The sequence below is a fragment of the Thermocatellispora tengchongensis genome (assembly GCF_014202315.1).
In the GTDB taxonomy this organism is placed as follows: Bacteria; Actinomycetota; Actinomycetes; order Streptosporangiales; family Streptosporangiaceae; genus Thermocatellispora; species Thermocatellispora tengchongensis.
In genome coordinates, this window is the sequence record NZ_JACHGN010000024.1 from 149854 (window position 1) to 170879 (window position 21026).

Consider the following 21026-nt stretch of genomic DNA (forward strand, 5'->3'; position numbering starts at 1 on the left):
TGCGTCGATGGACGGCCCCAGATGTTCGCCCGCGACAACGGCGCGGGTCCCCCGAACGATCACGATTATCCCCTTGGCGGAGGGCGCGCGCGAACCGCCTCAGGTATCGGTTCGAGTCCGAGATGTGATTTCCCCGAGGTCAACCCGGGCAGAGGTTCAACCGTGTAACTCCCGCACGCCCGACAACAACCGCACCATCTTTTTCAGGGCGGCCGAAAGCAGCGGACGGCCGTGCCCTTTGTGGGGAGGGCACGGCCGTCCGCGGGGTCCGGGGCCGGATCAGCGAAGATCGCCTGGTCCGGGGCCGGATCAGTGAAGATCGCCTGGTCCGGGGCCGGATCAGTGAAGATCGCCGGCTGGTCCGGGGCCGGATCAGCCGAAGATCGCCGGCAGGGTGGCCTCGTAGGTCTCGCGCAGCTCCTCGACCGGGATCGGGGCGAGCCCGTCGATCGTCAGCATCGCGTCGCCGGTCGTCGTGCCCAGCGTCGTGCACGCGACCTCGCTGGTGGCGCACAGCGCGGCGAACGCGTCGTACGTCTCGGCGGAGACCGTGACCAGCGCCCGCGCGGTGCTCTCGCTGAACATGTCCACGAACGGGTCCTCGCCCGGCAGCGTGACCGCGCAGCCCACGCCGCGCGCCAGGCACGCCTCCGCCAGCGCGACCGCGAGGCCGCCGTCGGACACGTCGTGCGAGCCGGTGAGCAGCCCGCGCGCCGACGCCTCGGCCAGCACGCCCGCCAGGGCCCGCTCGGCGTCCAGGCGCACCTGCGGCGGCAGGCCGCCGAGGTGCCCGTGGGCCACCTGCGCCCACGCCGACCCGCCGAACTCGTCGGCGGTCTCGCCGAGCAGGATCACCCGGTGCCCCTCGCCGGTGAACCCGGACGGCACCCGGCGCCGCACGTCGTCGAGCACGCCCAGCACGCCGACCACGGGCGTGGGGTTGATCGCGACGGTGCCGGTCTGGTTGTAGAACGACACGTTGCCGCCCGTCACCGGGACGCCCAGGGCCTTGCAGGCGTCGGCCAGACCGCGTACGGCCTCGGCGAACTGCCACATCACCTCGGGGTCCTCGGGGGAGCCGAAGTTCAGGCAGTTGGTGACCGCGAGCGGGCGGGCCCCGGTCACCGCGACGTTGCGGTAGGACTCCGACAGCGCGAGCTGGGCGCCCGCGTACGGGTCGAGGCGCGCGTAACGGCCGTTGCCGTCGGTGGCGAGCGCGATGCCGCGGTTGGTCTCGGTCGCCCCCGGCATCGCCTCGCCCACGCGCAGCACGCCGGCGTCGGCGGGCTGGGCGAGCACGGTGTTGCCGCGCACGTAGCGGTCGTACTGGCCGGTCACCCACTCCTTGGAGGCGATGTTCGGCGAGCCGAGCACCTTCAGCAGGGTCGCGCGCAGCTCCTCGGGCCCGCTCGGGCGGTCCAGCGCGGCCGGGTCGTCGCTGTTCAGCGCGGCCTGCCCGGCCGGCTCGTGGTACGGCCGCTCGTAGACCGGCCCCTCGTCGGCGGCCGTGCCCGGCGGGATGTCCACGATGGTCTCGCCGTGCCAGGTCATCACCAGGCGGCCGGTGTCGGTCACCTCGCCGATCACCGTGGCCGGGATGTCCCACTTCTCGCAGATCGCCATGAACGCCGGGATGTCCTCCGGCGTGACCACGGCCATCATCCGCTCCTGCGACTCCGACATCAGGATCTCCTCCGGGCGGAGGGTCGGGTCGCGCAGCGGCACCAGGTCGAGGCGTACGTCCATGCCGCCGGTGCCCTTGGCGGCCAGCTCGGTGGTCGCGCACGAGACGCCGGCCGCGCCGAGGTCCTGGATGCCCACGACCACGTCGGCCGCGAACAGCTCCAGGCAGCACTCGATCAGCAGCTTCTCCATGAACGGGTCGCCGACCTGCACGCTGGGCCGCTTGGCGTGGGACTCCTCCTCGAACGTCGCCGAGGCGAGCACCGAGGCGCCGCCGATCCCGTCGGGCCCGGTCAGGGCGCCGAACAGCACCACCTTGTTGCCGGGGCCGGGCGCGGTGGCCAGCTTGATCTGGTCCTTGCGCAGCAGACCCACGCACAGCGCGTTGACCAGCGGGTTGCCGATGTAGCAGTCGTCGAAGGCGACCTCGCCGCCGATGTTGGGCAGGCCCAGGCAGTTGCCGTAGGAGCTGATGCCCTCCACGACGCCCGGCAGCACCCGCCGGGTGTCGGGCGCGTCGATGGCACCGAAGCGCAGGGAGTCCATCACCGCGACCGGGCGCGCGCCCATCGACATGATGTCGCGCACGATGCCGCCGACACCGGTGGCCGCGCCCTGGTGCGGCTCGACGTACGACGGATGGTTGTGCGACTCGATCTTGAACGTGGCCGCCCAGCCGTCGCCGATGTCCACGACGCCGGCGTTCTCGCCCATGCCCACCAGCAGCGCGTCGGACTTGGGGGCCTTGGTGCCGAACTGCCGCAGATGCACCTTGGACGACTTGTAGGAGCAGTGCTCGCTCCACATGACGCTGTAGATGGCCAGCTCACTGCTGGTCGGACGCCGCCCCAGGATCTCCTTGACCCGCTGGTACTCGTCGTCCTTCATGCCCAGCTCGACGTGGGGCATCGGCTCGTCGGGCGTCTGCGCGGCGCGCGCCACGGTATCGACGTTCACGCGTTCACCAGCCTCTTCAGAATGGAGGTGAAGAACCCGAGCCCGTCGGTGCCCGGCCCGCCCGTCAGCTCCTCGATCGCGTGCTCGGGATGCGGCATCAGCCCCACCACGTTGCCGGCCTCGTTCCTGATCCCCGCGATGTCGTTCAGCGACCCGTTCGGGTTGGAGCCCAGGTAGCGCACCACCACCTGCCCCTCTGCCTCCAGCCGCGCCAGCGTCTCGGCGTCGGCGACGTAACGTCCCTCACCGTGCTTGATCGGAATCACGACCTCCTGGCCGGGCGCGTAGTCGGCCGTCCACGGCGTGTCGGTGCTCTCGATACGCAGCCGCTGGTCCCGGCAGACGTAGTGCAGCCCGGCGTTGCGCAGCAGCGCCCCCGGCAGCAGGTGCGCCTCGCACAGGATCTGGAACCCGTTGCACGTGCCCAGCACCGGCAGCCCGGCCTTCGCCGCCGGGATCAGCTCGCCCATCAACGGCGCGAACCGCGAGATCGCCCCGCAGCGCAGGTAGTCGCCGTAGGAGAACCCCCCGGGCAGGAAGACGGCGTCGACTCCCTTGAGGTCGGTGTCGGCATGCCACAGCGGCACGGCCTCACCGCCCGCGTGCCGTACGGCACGCGCGGCATCTTGATCGTCCAGAGTTCCGGGAAATGTGACCACGCCCACCCGGGCAGCACTCATGGCTGTCGTTCCCCTCCACAAACTCGCGCCCGCACCCCGGAAACCCGGGCGGCGGCAATCGGCGGTACGTCTCAGGCTATCCGGTCCACCCGTATGCCCCACAGCACCCACCCGCCGGCGCGTACGCCCAGTTCATCCCCTCCGCAGCCCCCTCCGCCGCTCGGCCGCACGTCGGCCGCCACCCGGCCAAAGGTCCTCCAGCGCTCCGCGCGTCCGCGCGCTTCGCGCATCCGGCCACCCGGCAAAAGGTCCTCCGGCGCTACGCGCGTCCGCGCGCTTCGCGCGAGCCGGGCTGTGTCCATCGGGGGGCACAGCCCCCCGAACCCCCGGTCACGAGGGGCAAGCCCCTCGTGGCTCCCCGCTGGCGCCCAACGGCCTGAAAGAACGCCCGATCACTAACCAGGTTGGAACCGGACACCTCTGAATACAGAGCATCAGGCAGAGCGGGGGGCATGAGGCTTGCGGGCGAGGATCATGATGTCCATGACCGGTGCGTCCGGCGCCGGCCTGCAGGTCCCGGCTACTTCCCACCCCCACCTCTCGTAGAGGGCATGCGCCGGTGCCTCCGGATGTGACAACAGCGTGGCGTACAGCTCGGCTCTCCCGTCAAGCAGGGTGCTGAGGAGGCGCTTGCCGATGCCCTGTCCCCGGTAGGGCTTTCGGAGGATCAGCTCGATCACGGCGAGTTTCGGCACGCCGGCGACCTTCGCCGGTGGGGGTGTGCTCTCGCCGCCCCACCACCGCTCGGCTGCCATGGTGAACCCGAACGTGAACCCGGCCAGAGTCGATCCATCTTCGGCCGAGACCAGATCGAACCCGGACCGGTGCACCTGGTCGCGAGTACGCTCCAGGAACCGCTCCCGAGTGAACAGCGGGCCCGAGTTGTACGGCGGTTCCGCGTAGATCTCCTCGTACGCATCCCCATAGGAGCTGTCGAGAACAGTGGCGGCATCGACGCCCGACCGGTGGCGTAACGCGATTCCCACGTCTCAGACCCCCTGCTTTGGTGGCATCGGCACAGTGAGCAGTTCTCGGTACTCGACCACGGCGGGTCGCGTCACCTCCGTTTCCGGGACCGCCTCCAGTACCGACGTGGCGGTTCGGCGGATGAAAGGCGACCGGTCGTGTTCCGCGAGCGCGGCGATGACATTGCGGGCCCGGTCGATGCCCTCGGCGATGTCGCCGCGGCGTACGGCGCTCAGCGCTTCGTGCAGCCGGATCTGGGCTATCGGCCGTATATGACCTGTTGGGTACGCCTGGAGCGCTTCGCGTTGCGCTTGAGGGGCATCGGCGTGACCGGCGTGAGTCGCGACGAAGGAGCGGGTGTGCAACAGGCGGGTCTCCGGCCATCCGACAACTGACAGCTTGTCACTCTTGGTCGCCTCGGGAAGCCGCTCGAAGACGTCGGCCTGCTCGTCCAGGGCCGCCCGCGCGCCCGCGCTGTCGCCTTGGAGGACACGGGCCTGGGCGCATACGGCCAACGCTTCGGCGACTCCTGCGCAAGGCGTCCGCCGGGCGAGTGCGAGTGCATTCTCGGCACGCTCCACTATCGTGCTCATCGGTCGCTGCTCATACAACATCTGCATGGCCTCGTACCCTGTGACCAGGGCGATCCTTCGTGGGTCGCCTGTCTCTTCAGCCGCCCGGCGCGCGGTGATCCACCAGCGGCGCGACTCCCGTGCAAGCCCGGCCAGGTTCAGGGACAATGCGAGCAGCCACGTCATCTGCGCGTTGACCAGAGCCCATTCCGGGGCGGCGGCAGTCGGCGCGGCCTGCTTGAGCCGTTGCACGGCCAGTACATCGAGCGCCAGGTCTCCGATGACTTCGGGAACGGACCGGCTGATGAGCGCGTGGGCGTGCTCCTGGGCGATCTCTTCCCAGTCCTCGACGCGGGGGGAGCCGATGTTCCCTTCGACTAAGAGCCGCAGATTCTCCAGGCCCTCTACGGGAAGGGCGGCGGTACCGCCGAGCGCGGCTAAGGCCGTAAGAAGTTGACGTCGAACAACGTCCATTTCCTCAGCATGCCCCACCTTTGAGCCCGGCGCACCCGTGGCCGCGTGCTCGAGCGCCATGACCACACCATGCAGTGCCACGAGAAATCCGTTCGCGCCCAGGACGGTGTCGAGACGACCGACCGCGTCGCCAGGGACCAGACGTTCCCCTCGCTCCCACTTCGCCAAATTCGAGGCGTCCACCCAGGCTTTTTCGGCCACGGGCCTCAGACCGGTCTGGCATACGACCTCACGCCAGTGCCGCAACGCCGCGCCCATGAGGTGCCGCGGCGAAATGGCGGGATCGACCGGTTCGGAACGGTATGCCAAGGCTCCCTCCTCGCGTGGTCACGTGGTCATTGAAGGTGACCACATAATCGCTCTTCGTAATCGCCCGAGACCTCCCCATCATGGCACCTGTGGGGACTGCGCCCCCGTGAAAGCGGAACTCGCCGAGACGCCGCGAGTGCTTGGCGGGTTCTGAGTGGGACATCGCTCGCTCTCGGACCCGGGAGCCGACCGAAGGGAGATCCGATGGTGGATCTGTACCAGCCCAACACCGAACCTGGCTCATTCCGCCGCCTGTGTGGGGGCAACCAGGACGAGGAGGAGATGGAGAGCTGCGTGGAGATCGCGCCGCTGGCCGGTCTCGACGACGCGTTCGCGCTGCGCGACAGCAAGAACCGGGCCGCCGGGACGCTCCGGTTCACCGGGGACGAGCTGCGCGCCGCCGGGCTGACCGTCTAGCGATCATCCACTGCCGGGCGGTCCCTGCCTGATGATGGCAAGCAGGGGCCGCCCCCTACGACTGTACGGGGGCGCCGTCCCATGCACTGGCATGCTTACACCTGGACCGGCCCCGGCGCCGACCGCGGCAGGGAGGCAGAACGCCGTCCGGACTCGCCGGAGTTCGCGACCTCCCCGCTGCCGCCGATGCGGACGGGGGACTGGCTGGTGAAGCCCGCTTCCCGGATCGCCGGCACCTTCACCGACCTCCAAAGGGCGACGGTGTGGCTGGCCGAGCAGTACAAGATGGCGGAAGGACTGTTCCTGCATCCGGATCGGATTGGGCTGGCCGAGCGGCTGGAACACGCGGCCGACATGCTGGCACGCGGGGTGGACGTGCAGTGGGGCGAGTGGTTGCAGGGGGGACGGTTCGTCACGGTGGGAGTGGTGTGCTGCCCGAACCGGCACGTCACACACCGGTGCCCGACCGGCGCCCGTTGAGCACGCGGGACCCTTCAGTGGACGGGTGTGCGTGGGGCGCACCGGCACGGGAGCGGACCCCCACTGCCGATGGGTCCCCCACTGCGAGCCGGGGCGCGGGCGGCTCGGCATGACCGTGCACTCCGGTGGACAGGACATCTGGCTCGACAGGCCCGAGCGCATGTTCGGCTGACGGCGCGCCCGCAGGCTGCTGGACCTCACCTGGCGTACGAGCCCGCGGAACGTGGACGCATCAGGCTGATGGTCCTTGCAACGTCCTCCGGCCGTCCGCGCGCTTCGCACGAGCCGGGCAGTGCTTCCTCGGGGGGCACAGCCCTCCGAACCCCCGGTCACGAGGGGCAAGCCCCTCGTGGCTCCCAGTTGGGGCCCAAACTGGCCCCTCGACTGCCGACTTCGCCGGATCGCCTTCCACCGAGACCGAACCAGATCCGCTTGCCGCCGGAAAGAACCTCCACACCCACCGCTCGCTACACGCCTTGATGAGCGGCAGACCTCGCCCGCCCTGAGCTTCTCCAACGATCTCCATCGATTTTCATCACGGGCAGCCCGGTTCAGGCGTATACGCTGACTCTCAGCCGAGGCATGACGTCGGCCTGACACCGGAAGCGAGCGGACGGCGTTTCTTGGCGGGGACAAGCAGACGAGGTCGGCTGACAGCACGGATGGGTGGAATGCCCATTTCTTCGAAAGTGATGAAAAACCACTTCTGCGTTGGATGAAAGGGCAGGTCAGCGAGTGTGCTCCCCGCGCACGCGGGGGTGGTCCATCGGCCCGCAGTGGTGCGGCGAGGACGGCATCTGTGCTCCCCGCGCACGCGGGGGTGGTCCGGGCTTCACAGTCCACGCGGCCCAGAGCGCGAGGTGCTCCCCGCGCACGCGGGGGTGGTCCCTACCAGGAGGTCAGCCGCACCGTCGGCGGTGTGTGCTCCCCGCGCACGCGGGGGTGGTCCAGATCTCCCGGTACACCTCGTCAATGGCCGCGTGCCCCCCGCGCATGCGGGGATGGTCTCCCGCTCCCCGATCGTGCGCATCTGGCGATCGGGTGGTCTCGGATCGTTTGGGCGCCAGCGGGGAGCCACGAGGGGCTTGCCCCTCCTGACCGGGGGTTCGGGGGGCCGTGCCCCCCGAGAAAGCACTGCCCGGCTCGCGCGAAGCGCGCGGACGCGCGTAGCGCCGGAGGACCTTTGGGCCTGGGGGTTCGGGGGCTGTGCCCCCCGAGGGAGCACTGCCCGGCTCGCGCGGAGCGCGCGGATGCGCGTAGCGCCGGAGGACCTGGAGGGGTTAGACCGTGGCGAGGACCTTGGGGGTTTCGGTCTGGGTGGTGGGGGTGGGGTCGTCCCAGGTCAGGGTCTTCTTGAGGTGGACGGTGGTGCCCCGGCCGGGGGTCACGTCGAAGGTGATCTCGTCCACCACCGACTGCATGATGAGGATGCCGCGGCCGTGTTCCATGTCGGGCGGGGGGTAGTGCTGCGGGATCGTCGTCAGGCCGAGGCCGCCGTCCATGACGCGCAGTTCGCAGCGGCCGTTGCCGATCGCGGCGCCCACTTCGTAGCGGTTGGCCGGGCCGCCGTGGCGTACGGCGTTTCCGCAGGCCTCGGACGCGGCGAGCAGGATGTCGGCCACGCACGTCTCCGTCACGCCCAGCGAGCGCAGGGCGTCTCCCAACACTCGGCGGACCATCGGTATGCCCACCGCATCTCGTGGCAGAGCCAGCGAGAACTCAATATCCACCGGACCCCTCCCCGGCGAGGTTCATCACCTTCGGAAGGTTTCCCCGTGAAATCCGGCCTAACCGCAAAATAACGTTGTTGTTATTTACTGTTGGCCAACCCGTGGGATTGTGGCACGTCCGGAGCCCGATTTACCGGGTCGTACGGGACATTTTACGTGGTAGACGGCCTGTGTTCTATCCCTCGACCCGCACCGTGTAGTCCTCGATCACGGTGTTGGCCAAGAGAGTCTCAGCCATCTTTCGGACGTCCGCAAGTGCCGCCTCGTCGGCCGGGCCGTCCAGCTCGACCTCGAAGCGCTTGCCCTGGCGGACCCCGGAGACGCCGGAGAAGCCCAGGCGCGGCAGCGCGCGGGCGATGGCCTGCCCCTGCGGGTCCAGAATCTCCGGCTTCAGCATGACGTCGACGATGACGCGTGCCACGGTGTTCCTCCTGCTCGCGGGGGTTGGGGTTGCGCGGGCCCAGGGTACTGCACGACGTGAGGGCACCGGTCCGAGGGGGCGGGCGGCGAGTCCGGAGGTCGGCGATTGGGGCCCGGCGCATCGGGAAAACTTCCCGCACATACCGATATAGGCGGGTAGATCTTGGCATAGGGGGAGGGTGAGGAGGTGATGCGATCGGGTCTTGCGCTCGGTGGCACCCCCTCTGTCACCATGTCCCCGTACGCGGACGGGCCCCCACCATCGGGCCCGGGCGCGTGGCGACCCGGCCGTACCGCGGTGGCGACCCCACCTCGCCGGCCCCGACCGCACAGGAGCGGCACGTGACCATCGACGCCTCTCGTGGTGTTCAGGCACCCCCGGAGCTCGTGCAGTTGCTCACCCCCGAGGGCGAGCGCGTCGAGCACCCCGACTACGACATCGACCTCACCCCCGAAGAGATCCGCGGCCTGTACCGGGACCTGGTCCTGGTCCGCCGGATCGACCTGGAGGCCGTGGCGCTGCAACGCCAGGGCGAGCTGGGCATCTGGGCCTCGCTGCTCGGGCAGGAGGCGGCGCAGATCGGCTCCGGCCGCGCGCTGACCGACGCCGACATGGCCTTCCCCACCTACCGGGAGCACGGCGTGGCCTGGTGCCGCGACGTCGACCCGGTCAAGTTGCTCGGCCTGTTCCGCGGGGTCAACCACGGCGGGTGGGACCCCGTCGAGCACAACTTCCACCTCTACACGATCGTCATCGGCAGCCAGACCCTGCACGCGGTCGGCTACGCCATGGGCATCCAGCGCGACGGCGCCGAGGCGGCGGCGATCGTGTACTTCGGCGACGGCGCCACCTCCCAGGGCGACGTGAACGAGTCGTTCATCTGGGCCAGCGTGTTCAACGCGCCGGTGGTGTTCTTCTGCCAGAACAACCAGTGGGCCATCTCCGAGCCGCTGGAGAAGCAGAGCCGCATCCCCCTGTACCGGCGGGCCAGCGGGTTCGGGTTCCCGGGCATCAGGGTGGACGGCAACGACGTCTTCGCCTGCCTGGCCGTGACCCGCCAGGCGCTGCGCAACGCGCGCGAGGGGAACGGGCCCACGCTGATCGAGGCGTACACGTACCGGATGGGCGCGCACACCACCTCCGACGACCCGACCCGCTACCGCGTCGCCGACGAGCTGGAGGCGTGGAAGCTCAAGGACCCGATCGAGCGGCTGAAGGCGTACCTGTTCAAGAACCAGCTCGCCGACCAGGCGTACTTCGAGGCGATCGACGCCGAGGCCGACGCGCTCGGGCGCGATGTGCGCAAGCGGTGCCTGGAGATGCCCGACCCCGACCCCCTGGCGATCTTCGACCACGTGTACGCCCACCGCCACCCCCTCATGGAGGAGGAGCGCGAGCAGTTCGCCGCGTATCTCGCGAGCTTCGAGGGGAGCGAGGGGCGATGACGACGCTCACCTTGGCCAAGGCGATCAACGAGGGCCTGCGCAGGGCGATGGAGGACGACCCGAAGGTCCTGATCATGGGCGAGGACGTCGGCAAGCTCGGCGGCGTGTTCCGGGTGACCGACGGCCTGCAGAAGGACTTCGGCGAGCTGCGGGTGATCGACACGCCGCTGGCGGAGTCGGGCATCGTGGGCACCGCGATCGGGCTGGCGCTGCGCGGCTACCGGCCGGTGTGCGAGATCCAGTTCGACGGCTTCGTGTTCCCCGCCGCCGACCAGATCATCACCCAGCTCGCCAAGATGCCGCTGCGCTCGCTGGGCGCGCTGAAGCTGCCCGTCGTCGTGCGCATCCCGTGCGGTGGCGGGATCGGCGCGGTGGAGCACCACAGCGAGTCGCCCGAGGCGTACTTCACTCACACGGCGGGCCTGCGCGTCGTCGCCTGCTCCAACCCGGCCGACGCGTACGTCATGATCCAGCAGGCCATCCGGTGCGACGACCCGGTCATCTTCTTCGAGCCCAAGCGGCGCTACTGGGAGAAGGCCGAGGTGGACACCTCCCCCGAGGCCGCGGCGGGCTGGCCCGACCTGCACACCGCCCGCGTCGTACGCCCCGGCGGCGACGTGACGGTGCTGGCGTACGGGCCGATGGTGCGCACCTGCCTGGAGGCCGCCACCGCCGCCGAGGAGGACGGCCGCTCCGTCGAGGTCATCGACCTGCGCTCGCTCAACCCGCTGGACACCGCGCTCGTCACCGACTCGGTACGCCGCACCGGCCGGTGCGTGATCGTGCACGAGGCCCCCGTCTACAGCGGCTTCGGCGCCGAACTGGCGGCCCGGATCACCGAGAGCTGCTTCTACCACCTGGAGGCCCCGGTGCTGCGGGTCGGCGGGTTCTCCACGCCCTACCCGCCGTCCAAGCTGGAGGAGCACTACCTGCCCGACCTGGACCGGGTGCTCGACGCCGTCGATCGCTGCTTCGCGTACTGAGGAGGGGCGCTGATGCGACGCGAGTTCAAGCTCCCCGACGTGGGCGAGGGGCTGACCGAGGCCGAGATCGTCCGCTGGCACGTCAAGGCGGGTGAGCACGTCACGGTCAACCAGACCATCGTGGAGATCGAGACGGCCAAGGCGATCGTGGAGCTGCCCAGCCCGTACGAGGGCGAGGTGGCGGCCCTGCTGGCGGACGAGGGGCAGACGGTGGACGTCGGCACCCCGATCATCGCGATCGAGGAGGGTGCTCCCGACGCCGGCCCCGGGCGCACTTCGTCCGTCGAGGACCTGGTGCCGTCCCCGCCCGCCGAGGGCGCGGTGGAGCCGGGCGTGCACGGGAGCCCGGCGCCCAAGCAGGCCGCTCCGGAGCGGCAGCCCGTCCTGGTGGGCTACGGGGTCAAGCTCGGCGCGGCCAAGCGCCGCCCGCGCAAGGCCCCCCAGCCCTCGGCTCCCGCGCCGGCGCCGGTGGTCCCGTCGGTGCCGCGCCAGCGGGGCGGGGTGACGGTGCTGGCCAAGCCGCCCGTACGCAAGCTGGCCAAGGACCTCGGCGTGGACCTGGCCACGCTGACCGGCACCGGCCCGCAGGGGACGATCACCCGCGAGGACGTGCACGCCGCCGCGGCGCCCAGGCAGGCGCCGCCGGTGGAGGCGCGGCCCGCGCCGGCCGGCCGTGAGGAGCGCATCCCGGTCAAGGGCGTGCGCAAGGCGACCGCGCAGGCCATGGTGGCCTCGGCGTTCACCGCGCCGCACGTCACCGAGTTCCTGCAGGTGGACGTGACCGCCACCATGGACGCCGTACGCCGCCTGCGCGAGCTGCCCGACTTCGCCGAGGTGAAGGTCTCGCCGCTGCTGCTGGTGGCACGGGCCCTGCTGGTGGCGGCGCGCCGCCACCCGATCGTGAACTCGGCCTGGGACGAGGCCGCTCAGGAGATCGTGGTCAGGCACTACGTGAACCTGGGCATCGCCGCCGCCACGCCGCGCGGGCTGATCGTGCCCAACATCAAGGACGCCCACACGCTCACGCTGCCCGAGCTGGCCGCGGCGCTCACCACGCTGGCCGAGACCGCGCGAGCCGGGCGCACCCAGCCCGCCGACATGTCCGGCGGCACGATCACGATCACCAACGTGGGCGTGTTCGGCGTGGACGCGGGCACGCCGATCATCAACCCGGGCGAGTCGGCGATCCTGGCCTTCGGCCAGGTCAGGCAGCTCCCCTGGGTGGTGGACGGCCAGGTGGTGCCGCGCGAGGTGACCACGCTGGCGCTCTCGTTCGACCACCGGATCATCGACGGCGAGCAGGGCTCGCTGTTCCTGCGCGACGTGGGGGCGATGCTGGAGGACCCGCTGCGCATGCTGGCCTGGAGCTGATCCGGCACCTCACCCCGGGGCCGCCGGCCCCGGGGTGGGTACGCTGGGCCGCGATCACCGATCGGCGAGTGAAGGGGGCCGAGCATGTTCCGGCACGTGGTGCTGTTCCGCTGGACCGAGGACGCGACCGACGAGGACAAGGAGCGGGTGGCACGCGAACTGCGCGCCCTGCCGGAGACCATCTCCGAGATCCGCGCCTACCACGTGGGCCACGACGCGGGCGTCAACCAGGGCAACTACGAGTTCGCGGTGGTGGCCGACTTCGACGACACGGCCGGCTACCTCGTCTACCGCGACCACCCGGCGCACCGCGCGGTGATCGACAAGTATATCAACCCGTACGTCGCCGCCCGCGCCGCCGTGCAGTACGAGCTCTAGTCACCCCACCCTCTAGTCATCGTCGTCGCGTGGCGGGTTCTCCCGGTGCATGAGCCGGCCCTCGGGCATGGCACCGCGCCGCGGGGTCATCACCAGGCTGAGCACCACACCGGCCCCGCCCACGATCATGAAGATGAGCCCGATGGTGTCGATGCTGATCGCATCACCGAGCACGTCGTCGTCGATGGCGAACTTCAGGATCGCACCAAGGGTGAGGAAGAACACGCTGACCCCGACGCCCATCCCGGCCTCCCCTTCGTCAAGAGCGAGTCTTGACTTCCAACATCGCGTCCGCCCTCGGTCATACCCGTTTATGGCCCGCGCCTCGCACCCCCGTGCCCCAGGGCTCGGGGCTCGCGGCTTGGTGCTCGGGGATCGGGGCTTGGGGCTAAGAGGCGGGCCGCGCCCTCACGACCCGCGCGCGGGACAGAGGGCTCGGCGCGGTCGGGAGCGCGCGACGGGGCGGGAATTTCGCGGGCTGTGGGATTGCGGGGCCTGCTTGGTGGGGTCTCGGCCGCTTGGGAGTGGGCGCCGCTAGGGCGATGCGCGGGTTGGAGGATTGGGTACCCGCTCGGGGTGCGGCCGCCTATAAGTGCGCGCGGCTGGGGGGGGGATTGGGTACCTGCTCGGCGGGGCTCGGCGCGCTTGGGGTGCGCGCCGATGGGGGATTCGCGGCCTGTGGGGATGGGATCCATTCGGCGGGGTCGGCGCGCTTGGGAGTGCACGGCGAAGGGGCACTCGCGGGTTGTGCGGCGGAGGTGATCGCAGGGCCGCCATCCCCTGCTCGGATCGCTGCACCTGGGGTGGGCGCAGGCGGAACCGGCAGCCAGGTAGCCATGGCCGGCCACGGGCCCGTGCGGGGACGCGTCGGTCACCAGGTCCGTGGGCGGGGGCGTGTCGGGCACCGAATCTGTGGCGGGGACCCACCGGCCACCGGGCCCTAGCGGCTGGACGCCCCCAAGAAGGGCACTCGGGGGCGGTGGGCACCGCCCCCGAGCCCGGCCCGGGGCCGTGGGGAGGGCCGAGTGGTGGAATCACGGATCTCACGGCAAAGGGCGTGGCAGCGCAAAAGAGCTGAGCTGCGAGGACCTACCTCCGCTCTGCGGGGCGCCGTCACCGCATCGGAAGCGGGCGACTCGCCCGGGGTCACCGGGTTCTGTAGCGGGGATCTCGCGAGTGGGTGGTGGTGGGCTTGGGCGCGGGTCGTGTCTGGACTGAGGAGGGCGTGAACCCGACGAAGGAGGGTTCACGCCCGACGAGGGAAGACACGACCCTGGAGGCGCCCAAGCCCCGCCCGTGCGGAGCACGGGCCATAAGCACAGCCCAAGCCCCGCCCGTGCGGAGCACGGGCCATGAGCACAGCCCAAGCCCCGCCCGTGCGGAGCACGCGCCATTAGAACGCGTCTTCGTGGAGGTCCATCAGGTCGAGGGGGGTGGCGGTGAGGATCTGGCGTTCGGCGGACAGGCGGGGGAGGACGGTGCGGGCGAAGAAGGACGCGCCGCCGACCTTGCCGGTGTAGAACGCCTGGTCCTCGTCGGAGGTGGCGAGGGCGGTGAGGGCGACCTCCGCCTGGCGGAGCAGGAGCCAGCCGATGACCAGGTCGCCCAGGGCGAGCAGGAACCGGGTGGTGTTCAGGCCGACCTTGTAGATCTCGCGGGGGGTCTCCAGGGAGGTGAGGGCCCAGCCGGCCATCGTGTCGCCCATGGCCTGGATGTCGTCGGCGGCCTGGGCGAGGAGCTTGCGCTCCTCCTTGAGCCGGCCGTTGCCCGCCTCGGAGCTCGCGAACTGCCTGATCTCGGCGAGGAGCGCGCCCACGGCGGCGCCCTGGTTGCGCAGGATCTTGCGGAAGAACAGGTCGAGGCCCTGGATCGCGGTGGTGCCCTCGTACAGGGAGTCGATCTTGGCGTCCCTGATGTACTGCTCGATCGGGTAGTCCTGGAGGTAGCCGGAGCCGCCGAGGGTCTGCAGCGACCGCGACAGCAGCTCGTAGGAGCGTTCGGAGCCGACGCCCTTGACCAGCGGGAGCAGCAGGTCGTTCAGGGCCTCGGCGGCCTCGTCCCTGCGGCCCTCGGCCTCGGCGATCTGGACCGCGTCCTGCTGGGTGGCGGTGTAGAGCACCAGGGCGCGCATGCCCTCGGCGTACGTCTTCTGCAGCATGAGCTCGCGGCGTACGTCGGGGTGGTTGACGATGGTCACGCGGGGCGCGGTCTTGTCGGCCATCTGGGTGAGGTCGGCGCCCTGCACCCGCTCCTTGGCGTACGCGAGCGCGTTGAGGTAGCCGGTGGAGAGGGTGGCGATGGCCTTGGTGCCGACCATCATCCGGGCGTGCTCGATGATCATGAACATCTGCCGGATGCCGTCGTGGACGCCGCCCACGAGGGTGCCGATGGCGGGGTGCTTCTCGCCGAAGGTCAGCTCGCAGGTGGCCGACGCCTTCAGGCCCATCTTCTTCTCGACGTTGGTGACGTAGACGCCGTTGCGCTCGCCCAGCTCGCCGGTCTCCAGGTTCACGTGGTACTTGGGCACCAGGAACATGGACAGGCCCTTGGTGCCGGGGCCGGCGCCTTCGGGGCGGGCCAGCACCAGGTGGAAGATGTTCTCGGTCATGTCGTGGTCGGCGCTGGTGATGAAGCGCTTGACGCCCTCGATGTGCCAGGTGCCGTCGGGCTGCTGGATCGCCTTGGTACGCCCGGCGCCGACGTCGGAGCCCGCGTCGGGTTCGGTCAGCACCATGGTGGCGCCCCAGTTGCGCTCGATGGCGAGTTCGGCGAACCGCTTCTGCTCGGGGGTGCCGACCTTCCACATGTGGTAGGCGAAGTTGGGGCCTCCGGCGTACATGTAGAGGGCCGGGTTGGCGCCGAGCACCATCTCGGCGGCCGCCCAGGCGAGGCTGCGCGGGATGCCGGGGCCGCCCAGCTCCGGCGGCAGGTCGATGTGGGCCCAGCCGCCCTCCATCAGCGCCGCGAACGACTTCTTGAACCCCTCGGGCATGGTGACCGAGGCGGTGGCGGGGTCGAAGGTGGGCGGCGTGCGGTCGGCCTCCTCGAAGGATTCGGCGAGCACGCCCGTGGCCAGGCGGTTCACCTCGTCGAGGATGTTCCGCGCGGTGTCCTCGTCGATGTCGGCGTACGGGCCGGTGCCCAGCAGTGGTCCGCGATCGAACACCTCGAACAGGTTGAACACCAGATCGCGCACGTTGCTCTTGTAGTGACCCATTCCAGCCGCTCCTCCGCCCTGCTCATGCGCCCTACTCACGAGTAACACTACTGGGTAATGCTACCCGTCGGTAACCCTGTTTATTGCGATCAGGGGGTGTTCGCGGGGCTGCGGATTGCATCTCCGGGTTATAACCGGGAGGTGACCGAGGTTGCGGAGTTGGGACGCCGGTGGCGCGGCGAGCTTGAGGCGTGGGCCATTCCGGAGGAGATCCTGGCCAGGGCGCCCGTCGATCCGTGGGGCCACATCGTGACGAGGTTCACACGGCGTACCGACGCCCTGCTCGCGGCGCCCGGCGGGCCGACGTACGAGCGGGTGTGCGAGGCGCTGCCCGATGGGGGCACGCTGCTCGACGTGGGGGCGGGCACCGGGGCCGCCTCGCTGCCGGCCGTACGGGCGCGCGGGGCGCGGCTCGTCGCCGTGGACGAGAACGGCGGGATGCTGGAGCGGCTCGGGGAGCTGGAGCCGGGGGCCCGGCTGATCCGGGGGCGGTGGCCGGACGTCGCGGGGGAGACGCCGGTGGCCGACGTGGCGATGTGCGCGCACGTCGTGTTCAACGTGCCCGATCTGCCGGAGTTCTTCGCCGCGCTGACCGCGCACGCGCGGCGGCGGGTCGTGGTGGAGCTGCCCGAGCTGCATCCCACCACCTGGGCGGCGCCGCTGTGGCGGCACTTCCACGGGATCGAGCGGCCGAGCCGGCCCACCTCCTACGATGCCGCGGCCATCGCCGCGGCGCTCGGCCACGACGTGCGCGACGACGCGCACGAGGCGCCCGACGACCCTTTCACCTCGGTGGAGGAGCTGGCGGCCAGCGCCTGCCGGCGGCTGTGCCTCGATCCGGGGCGGGCGGGCGAGGTCGCGGAGGCCGCGGTGGCACTGGGGGTCTGGCCGGTGCCCAGGGCGCGCCGGCATACCTTGACCTGGGACGTACGATAACCGGCTTGACGTCTTTGGTGGTGTCGCGGTTGGCTGGGGCCATGATCGGAGTTCACACTGTCACCTTCGACTGCGCCGAGCCGTACGAGCTGGCGCAGTGGTGGGGCCGCATCACCGGCTGGAGCATCGCGGGCTACGAGCCGGGCGACACCGAGGTGCTGCTGGAGGCCCCCTCGGACCGTCCGCACGAGCCGAACCTGCTGTTCATCAAGGTGCCCCAGGGCAAGACGGTCAAGAACCGGCTGCATCTCGACGTGTGGCCCGTGGGGGGCGCCACGAGGGACGAGGAGGTGGAACGGGTGGTCGGGCTCGGTGCCAAGCCCTACGAGGACCACCGCAACCCCGACGGCACCGGGTGGGTGACCCTGCTCGACCCCGAGGGGAACGAGTTCTGCATCGTCCGCAGCGAGGCCGAGAGGTCCTAGCGCTCGTCGGCACGGCCCTTGAGGGTGAGCGTGAGCACGCCGGCGATGAGGTAGACCAGCGCGCCGCCCCACGCCGCGTCCCAGGCGGCGCCGAACGGGCCCTCGCCGTCGAAGACGAGCTGCACGGGGTACATCAGCACGGCGGCGCCGGCGGCCGGCCACAGGGAGAACCGGAACGGGTGGCGCAGCGACCACACCCGGGCCTGGCGGGTCACCCGGTCGGCGACGTGCGGCTTGGCGACCGAGCCGATGGCCGCGACCAGCGTGAACAGGGTGATGCCCAGGCTCAGCGCCCAGGTGACGTCCGGCGGGTTGGGCGGCAGCAGGCCCATGACGAGGCTGGCGCCGGTCGCGACGCCGCCGGAGATGGCGGCGGCCTTCCAGGGAGCGCCGCGCAGGGCCGCGCCGGCGAGGGACATCTCTTCGCGTCGGGTGAGTTCGTTGTTCATGCACCCAGGGTGCTCCGCCGGGGCCCCTGGGGGCATCGGGGACGGACCCTGATTCGTCCCCGACCTCCGTCTGACTACCCACAGTAATGGATCGGTCACGTTAGGGTATGGACAGGGCATCGACTCCCCGACACGAACTTGGAGGTCCATCCCATGCCGACCCTCTCCCGCTGCGCGACCATGCCGAAACACCGTCACATGGTCGCCACCAGGCCCGACTACGTCGTCGCCCTCGCGGCGATCGAGAACGCCACCTTCGCCCGGCGCACGGCGCGGGCGCGGCCCCGCGACGAGGTCGTCACGATCCCGGTCGTCGTGCACGTCGTGTACCAGACCCCGGAGCAGAACGTGGCCAGGGAGCAGATCGACAGCCAGTTCGAGCGGCTGAACCAGGACTTCCGGCGGGCCAACCCCGATGTCGGCAAGGTGCCCGAGGTGTGGCGCGACCTCGTTGCCGACGCCCGGATCGAGTTCAAGTTGGCCGACACCGACCCGCAGGGCCGGCCCACCGACGGCGTCATCCGCCGCGAGACGACCAGGCCGGTCTTCGACACCGACGACTCGGTGAAGTTCTCCGCGCAGGGCGGCTCCGACGCCTGGCCCGCCGACCGCTACCTGAACATGTGGGTGTGCAACATGGAGGGCGTCCTGGGCTACGCCCAGTTCCCCGGCGGCCCGGCCGAGACCGACGGCGTGGTGATCCTGCACCAGGCGTTCGGCCAGACCGGCACGGCGGCGGCGCCGTACGACCTGGGCCGCACCGCCGTGCACGAGGTCGGCCACTGGCTCAACCTGCGCCACATCTGGGGCGACGACGAGAGCGGCTGCTCGGGCAGCGACTTCGTCGACGACACCCCCAACCAGGGCGGCGCCAACCGCGGCACCCCCACCTTCCCCACGGTGAGCTGCGGCAACGCGCCCAACGGCGACATGTTCATGAACTACATGGACTACGTCGACGACGCCGCGATGTACATGTTCACCAAGGGGCAGGTCGAGCGCATGGACGCCGCGCTGGCAGGTCCGCGCTCGTCGTTCCTGCCCGCCGGGCTCCGCGAGAGCATGCGCGCGGCCGTGCCGAGCTAGCCCGCTACAGCGCGCTGACCTGCACGAAGTTGTCGTGGTAGACCGGGCCGCGGCCCATGTCGGCGTCGCGTTCCTCCACGACCGCGTTCACACTGCTCGCGCCGGGGCTGAGCTTGGCCCAGTGGCCCTTGGTGGTGGCCGCCACCCCGGGGCGCACCCGGTCGCTGATCTCCAGGTCGGCGGCGAACTCGCCGTGCCGGTTGTGCACCCGCACGCGCTGGCCGTCGGCCAGGCCGCGGGCCGCGGCGTCGGCGGCGTTCAGCAGCACCCGCGGGCCCTTGGCGCGGCGGCGCAGCTCGGGGTTGTTGCCGAACGTCGTGTTGAGGAAGGTGTGCGAGGCCGGGGTGACCAGCGCCAGCGGGTAGCCGGCGGGCGGGGCCGAGCCGGCCGTGCGCGAGGGCACGTACTCCGGCATCCGGCCGTGGCCCATGGCGGCGGCGCGCGCCGAGGCGAACTCCAGGCGCCCGCTCGGCGTCGGGAATCCGTCGGCGAACGGCTGGAAGGGCGCCGGCACGTTCAGCCGCACCCAGCCCTCCTTGCGCAGCCGGTCCAGCGTGATCCCGGCCAGCGCCGGGTGGTCGGAGGCGAGAAGCTGCTCGGCCAGTTCCAGATCGGAGTCGTACAACGACGGCTCGGTCAGGCCCAGGCGGCGGGCCAGGCGGCGGAAGGTCTCGGTGGTCGAGGCGCACTCGCCCGGCGGCGCCACGGCGGGCTCGTTCCACAGCAGGTACATGTGCCCGTAGCCCGCGTGCAGGTCCATGTGCTCGATCTGCATCGTCGCGGGCAGCACGATGTCGGCGTAGTCCACGGTGTCGGTCGGGAACTGCTCCATGACCACGGTGAACAGGTCCTCGCGGGCCATCGCCCGCTTGATCCGGTTCTGGTCGGAGGTGCTGGCCACCGGGTTGGCGCCGTACACCCACAGGCACTTGACCGGCTTGTCCTCCGCCTCCAGGTGGTCGGCCAGGCGGGTCATGGTCAGCCGGCGTACGGGCTCGGCGAGCAGGTCCATCCGGGTGTCGGGCTGCAGCGGCATGTGGCCGGTCGTGGAGAACGCCACGCCGCCGCCGGGGTGGCGCCAGTCGCCGGTCACGCCGGGGATGCACGCGATCAGGCGCAGCGCGGAGCCGCCGCCCTCGTGCCGTTGCAGGCCGTGGGTGGCGCGGATGCCGGTCGGGCGGGTGTGGGCGAGGCGGCGGCCGAGGGCCCGGATCGACTCCTCGGGCAGGCCGGTGATCTCGGCCACCCGCGCCGGTGGGTACTTCAGGATCTCGGTACGGAACTCGTCCCAGCCCAGCGTGTGGTGCTCCAGGTAGTCGCGGTCCTCCGCGCCCTCCTCCAGCACCACGTGCATCAGCCCGAGCGCGAGCGCGCCGTCGGTGCCGGGCCGGATGGGCAGGTGCTCGTCCGCCTGGTCGGCGGTCCTGGTGCGGATCGGGTCGATCGCGACGACGTACGCCCCCGCCTTGCGGGCGTCCTGGATGAACTTCCACAGGTGGTGCCCGCTGGTCAGGGTGTTGGTGCCCCACAGCAGGATCAGCCGCGACAGCGCGAAGTTCTCCGGGTCCATGCCGCCCGGGGTCCCGTTGACCCAGGTGAGGCCGTAGCTGCCGGCCCGGGAGCAGATGTTGGCGTCGTGCCGCGAGGCACCCAGCACGTGCCACAGGCGCCGCCCGGCCACGCCGCTCTCGCCCTGGATGTAGCCGAGCGTCCCGGTGCCCTGGTACGGCCAGATCGCCTCGCCGCCGTACTCGTCGATGATCGCGCGCAGCCTGGTCGCGATCTCGTCCAGGGCCTCGTCCCAGGAGATCCGCTCGAACTCGCCCGCGCCCTTGGGGCCGACCCGCCGCATCGGGTACAGGATGCGGTCCTCGGCCCGCGAGTGCTCCAGGTAGCGGTTGACCTTCACGCACAGCGCGCCCCGGGTGTAGGGGTGGTCGGGGTTGCCGCGCATGGAGGTGGCCCGGCCGTCCTGGACGGTCACCACCCACGAGCAGGTATCCGGACAATCCAGCGGACACGCCCCGAGAACCCGCAATTCCACCAT

At 70.8% G+C, this 21026-nt stretch carries 19 protein-coding genes and 1 CRISPR repeat array; of the genes, 9 read left to right on the forward strand and 10 right to left on the reverse strand.

Translation table 11 applies throughout. The annotated features are described in order from the left end of the window. Positions 1-372: 372 nt before the first annotated feature. The 4 genes from purL to HNP84_RS41255 all read right to left on the reverse strand — a co-directional run bounded on the left by purL (position 373) and on the right by HNP84_RS41255 (position 5641). Positions 373-2592 (reverse strand): phosphoribosylformylglycinamidine synthase subunit PurL, encoded by a 2220-nt coding sequence (gene purL / locus HNP84_RS41240; RefSeq protein ID WP_185055545.1) that lies wholly within the window; start codon positions 2590-2592, stop codon positions 373-375. Positions 2593-2636: 44 nt separating this feature from the next. Beyond that, positions 2637-3320 carry a phosphoribosylformylglycinamidine synthase subunit PurQ gene (gene purQ, locus HNP84_RS41245; RefSeq protein ID WP_185055509.1) on the reverse strand — a complete coding sequence of 228 codons (684 nt, stop codon included), beginning with the start codon at positions 3318-3320 and terminating at the stop codon, positions 2637-2639. Positions 3321-3754: 434 nt separating this feature from the next. Then, positions 3755-4306 (reverse strand): GNAT family N-acetyltransferase, encoded by a 552-nt coding sequence (locus tag HNP84_RS41250; protein ID WP_185055510.1) that lies wholly within the window; start codon positions 4304-4306, stop codon positions 3755-3757. 3 nt (positions 4307-4309) lie between these two features. Further along, positions 4310-5641, reverse strand: a complete 1332-nt coding sequence (locus HNP84_RS41255; protein WP_185055511.1) for a hypothetical protein — start codon at positions 5639-5641, stop codon at positions 4310-4312. Between the two features lie 204 nt (positions 5642-5845). Here HNP84_RS41255 and HNP84_RS41260 point away from each other — a divergent pair, with 204 nt between their 5' ends. Further along, positions 5846-6058 carry a DUF397 domain-containing protein gene (locus HNP84_RS41260; RefSeq protein WP_185055512.1) on the forward strand — a complete coding sequence of 71 codons (213 nt, stop codon included), beginning with the start codon at positions 5846-5848 and terminating at the stop codon, positions 6056-6058. An 81-nt stretch (positions 6059-6139) separates the two neighbouring features. Further along, positions 6140-6538 (forward strand): hypothetical protein, encoded by a 399-nt coding sequence (locus HNP84_RS41265; RefSeq protein WP_185055513.1) that lies wholly within the window; start codon positions 6140-6142, stop codon positions 6536-6538. A 737-nt stretch (positions 6539-7275) separates the two neighbouring features. Continuing rightward, positions 7276-7546: a CRISPR direct-repeat array (repeat unit 28 nt; unit sequence GTGCTCCCCGCGCACGCGGGGGTGGTCC). A 272-nt stretch (positions 7547-7818) separates the two neighbouring features. Here HNP84_RS41265 and HNP84_RS41270 read toward each other — a convergent pair. Both HNP84_RS41270 and purS read right to left on the reverse strand, forming a co-directional pair. Continuing rightward, positions 7819-8217 carry an ATP-binding protein gene (locus HNP84_RS41270; RefSeq protein WP_185055514.1) on the reverse strand — a complete coding sequence of 133 codons (399 nt, stop codon included), beginning with the start codon at positions 8215-8217 and terminating at the stop codon, positions 7819-7821. A 226-nt stretch (positions 8218-8443) separates the two neighbouring features. Continuing rightward, positions 8444-8689 carry a phosphoribosylformylglycinamidine synthase subunit PurS gene (gene purS / locus HNP84_RS41275; protein ID WP_185055515.1) on the reverse strand — a complete coding sequence of 82 codons (246 nt, stop codon included), beginning with the start codon at positions 8687-8689 and terminating at the stop codon, positions 8444-8446. A 341-nt stretch (positions 8690-9030) separates the two neighbouring features. On the opposite strand from purS, the gene pdhA reads away from it, so the two are divergent. The 4 genes from pdhA (at position 9031) to HNP84_RS41295 (ending at position 12866) form a co-directional block, all read left to right on the forward strand. Next, the gene (gene pdhA / locus HNP84_RS41280; protein WP_185055516.1) at positions 9031-10134 is read left to right on the forward strand and encodes a pyruvate dehydrogenase (acetyl-transferring) E1 component subunit alpha; all 1104 of its coding nucleotides are present in this window, start codon (positions 9031-9033) and stop codon (positions 10132-10134) included. Then, the gene (locus tag HNP84_RS41285) at positions 10131-11117 is read left to right on the forward strand and encodes an alpha-ketoacid dehydrogenase subunit beta (protein ID WP_185055517.1); all 987 of its coding nucleotides are present in this window, start codon (positions 10131-10133) and stop codon (positions 11115-11117) included. The genes pdhA and HNP84_RS41285 overlap by 4 nt, the downstream gene beginning before the upstream one ends. Positions 11118-11129: 12 nt before the next feature. Further along, positions 11130-12488: a dihydrolipoamide acetyltransferase family protein gene (locus tag HNP84_RS41290; protein WP_185055518.1), complete on the forward strand. Its 1359-nt coding sequence runs from the start codon at positions 11130-11132 to the stop codon at positions 12486-12488. Positions 12489-12572: 84 nt separating this feature from the next. Beyond that, positions 12573-12866, forward strand: a complete 294-nt coding sequence (locus HNP84_RS41295; protein WP_185055519.1) for a Dabb family protein — start codon at positions 12573-12575, stop codon at positions 12864-12866. 12 nt (positions 12867-12878) lie between these two features. Here HNP84_RS41295 and HNP84_RS41300 read toward each other — a convergent pair whose 3' ends face one another. Both HNP84_RS41300 and HNP84_RS41305 read right to left on the reverse strand, forming a co-directional pair. Then, complete coding sequence (locus HNP84_RS41300) at positions 12879-13109, reverse strand: hypothetical protein (RefSeq protein ID WP_185055520.1); 231 nt, start codon at positions 13107-13109, stop codon at positions 12879-12881. Positions 13110-14259: 1150 nt separating this feature from the next. After that, on the reverse strand, positions 14260-16083 hold the full coding sequence (locus HNP84_RS41305; protein WP_185055521.1) for an acyl-CoA dehydrogenase: 1824 nt from the start codon (positions 16081-16083) through the stop codon (positions 14260-14262). A gap of 141 nt (positions 16084-16224) precedes the next feature. Between HNP84_RS41305 and HNP84_RS41310 the strand changes: the two genes are divergently transcribed. Beyond that, a complete protein-coding gene (locus HNP84_RS41310) occupies positions 16225-17019 on the forward strand; it encodes a class I SAM-dependent methyltransferase (RefSeq protein ID WP_312926862.1) in 795 nt (264 codons plus the stop codon). 41 nt (positions 17020-17060) lie between these two features. Further along, positions 17061-17444: a VOC family protein gene (locus tag HNP84_RS41315; protein WP_185055522.1), complete on the forward strand. Its 384-nt coding sequence runs from the start codon at positions 17061-17063 to the stop codon at positions 17442-17444. On the opposite strand, the gene HNP84_RS41320 is transcribed toward HNP84_RS41315, so the two are convergent. Beyond that, positions 17441-17893, reverse strand: coding sequence for a hypothetical protein (locus tag HNP84_RS41320; RefSeq protein WP_185055523.1), 453 nt, complete (start codon positions 17891-17893; stop codon positions 17441-17443). The genes HNP84_RS41315 and HNP84_RS41320 overlap by 4 nt on opposite strands. Before the next feature lie 153 nt (positions 17894-18046). Here HNP84_RS41320 and HNP84_RS41325 point away from each other — a divergent pair, with 153 nt between their 5' ends. Then, complete coding sequence (locus tag HNP84_RS41325) at positions 18047-18979, forward strand: zinc metalloprotease (protein WP_221337378.1); 933 nt, start codon at positions 18047-18049, stop codon at positions 18977-18979. A 4-nt stretch (positions 18980-18983) separates the two neighbouring features. Here the strand turns inward: HNP84_RS41325 and HNP84_RS41330 are convergent, their stop codons facing one another. Next, positions 18984-21026, reverse strand: a complete 2043-nt coding sequence (locus HNP84_RS41330) for a molybdopterin-containing oxidoreductase family protein (protein WP_185055524.1) — start codon at positions 21024-21026, stop codon at positions 18984-18986.

Bases quoted from the DNA above. Each gene is read 5' to 3' on its own strand.
- HNP84_RS41300 (WP_185055520.1), bottom strand. From the start codon at position 13,109: ATGGGCGTCGGGGTCAGCGTGTTCTTCCTCACCCTTGGTGCGATCCTG.
- HNP84_RS41265 (WP_185055513.1), top strand. From the start codon at position 6,140: ATGCACTGGCATGCTTACACCTGGACCGGCCCCGGCGCCGACCGCGGC.
- HNP84_RS41260 (WP_185055512.1), top strand. From the start codon at position 5,846: ATGGTGGATCTGTACCAGCCCAACACCGAACCTGGCTCATTCCGCCGC.
- HNP84_RS41325 (WP_221337378.1), top strand. From the start codon at position 18,047: ATGCCGACCCTCTCCCGCTGCGCGACCATGCCGAAACACCGTCACATG.
- HNP84_RS41315 (WP_185055522.1), top strand. From the start codon at position 17,061: ATGATCGGAGTTCACACTGTCACCTTCGACTGCGCCGAGCCGTACGAG.
- HNP84_RS41320 (WP_185055523.1), bottom strand. From the start codon at position 17,893: ATGAACAACGAACTCACCCGACGCGAAGAGATGTCCCTCGCCGGCGCG.
- HNP84_RS41295 (WP_185055519.1), top strand. From the start codon at position 12,573: ATGTTCCGGCACGTGGTGCTGTTCCGCTGGACCGAGGACGCGACCGAC.
- HNP84_RS41330 (WP_185055524.1), bottom strand. From the start codon at position 21,026: ATGGTGGAATTGCGGGTTCTCGGGGCGTGTCCGCTGGATTGTCCGGAT.
- HNP84_RS41290 (WP_185055518.1), top strand. From the start codon at position 11,130: ATGCGACGCGAGTTCAAGCTCCCCGACGTGGGCGAGGGGCTGACCGAG.
- purL (WP_185055545.1), bottom strand. From the start codon at position 2,592: ATGCCCCACGTCGAGCTGGGCATGAAGGACGACGAGTACCAGCGGGTC.
- HNP84_RS41285 (WP_185055517.1), top strand. From the start codon at position 10,131: ATGACGACGCTCACCTTGGCCAAGGCGATCAACGAGGGCCTGCGCAGG.
- HNP84_RS41305 (WP_185055521.1), bottom strand. From the start codon at position 16,083: ATGGGTCACTACAAGAGCAACGTGCGCGATCTGGTGTTCAACCTGTTC.
- purQ (WP_185055509.1), bottom strand. From the start codon at position 3,320: ATGAGTGCTGCCCGGGTGGGCGTGGTCACATTTCCCGGAACTCTGGAC.
- HNP84_RS41270 (WP_185055514.1), bottom strand. From the start codon at position 8,217: ATGGTCCGCCGAGTGTTGGGAGACGCCCTGCGCTCGCTGGGCGTGACG.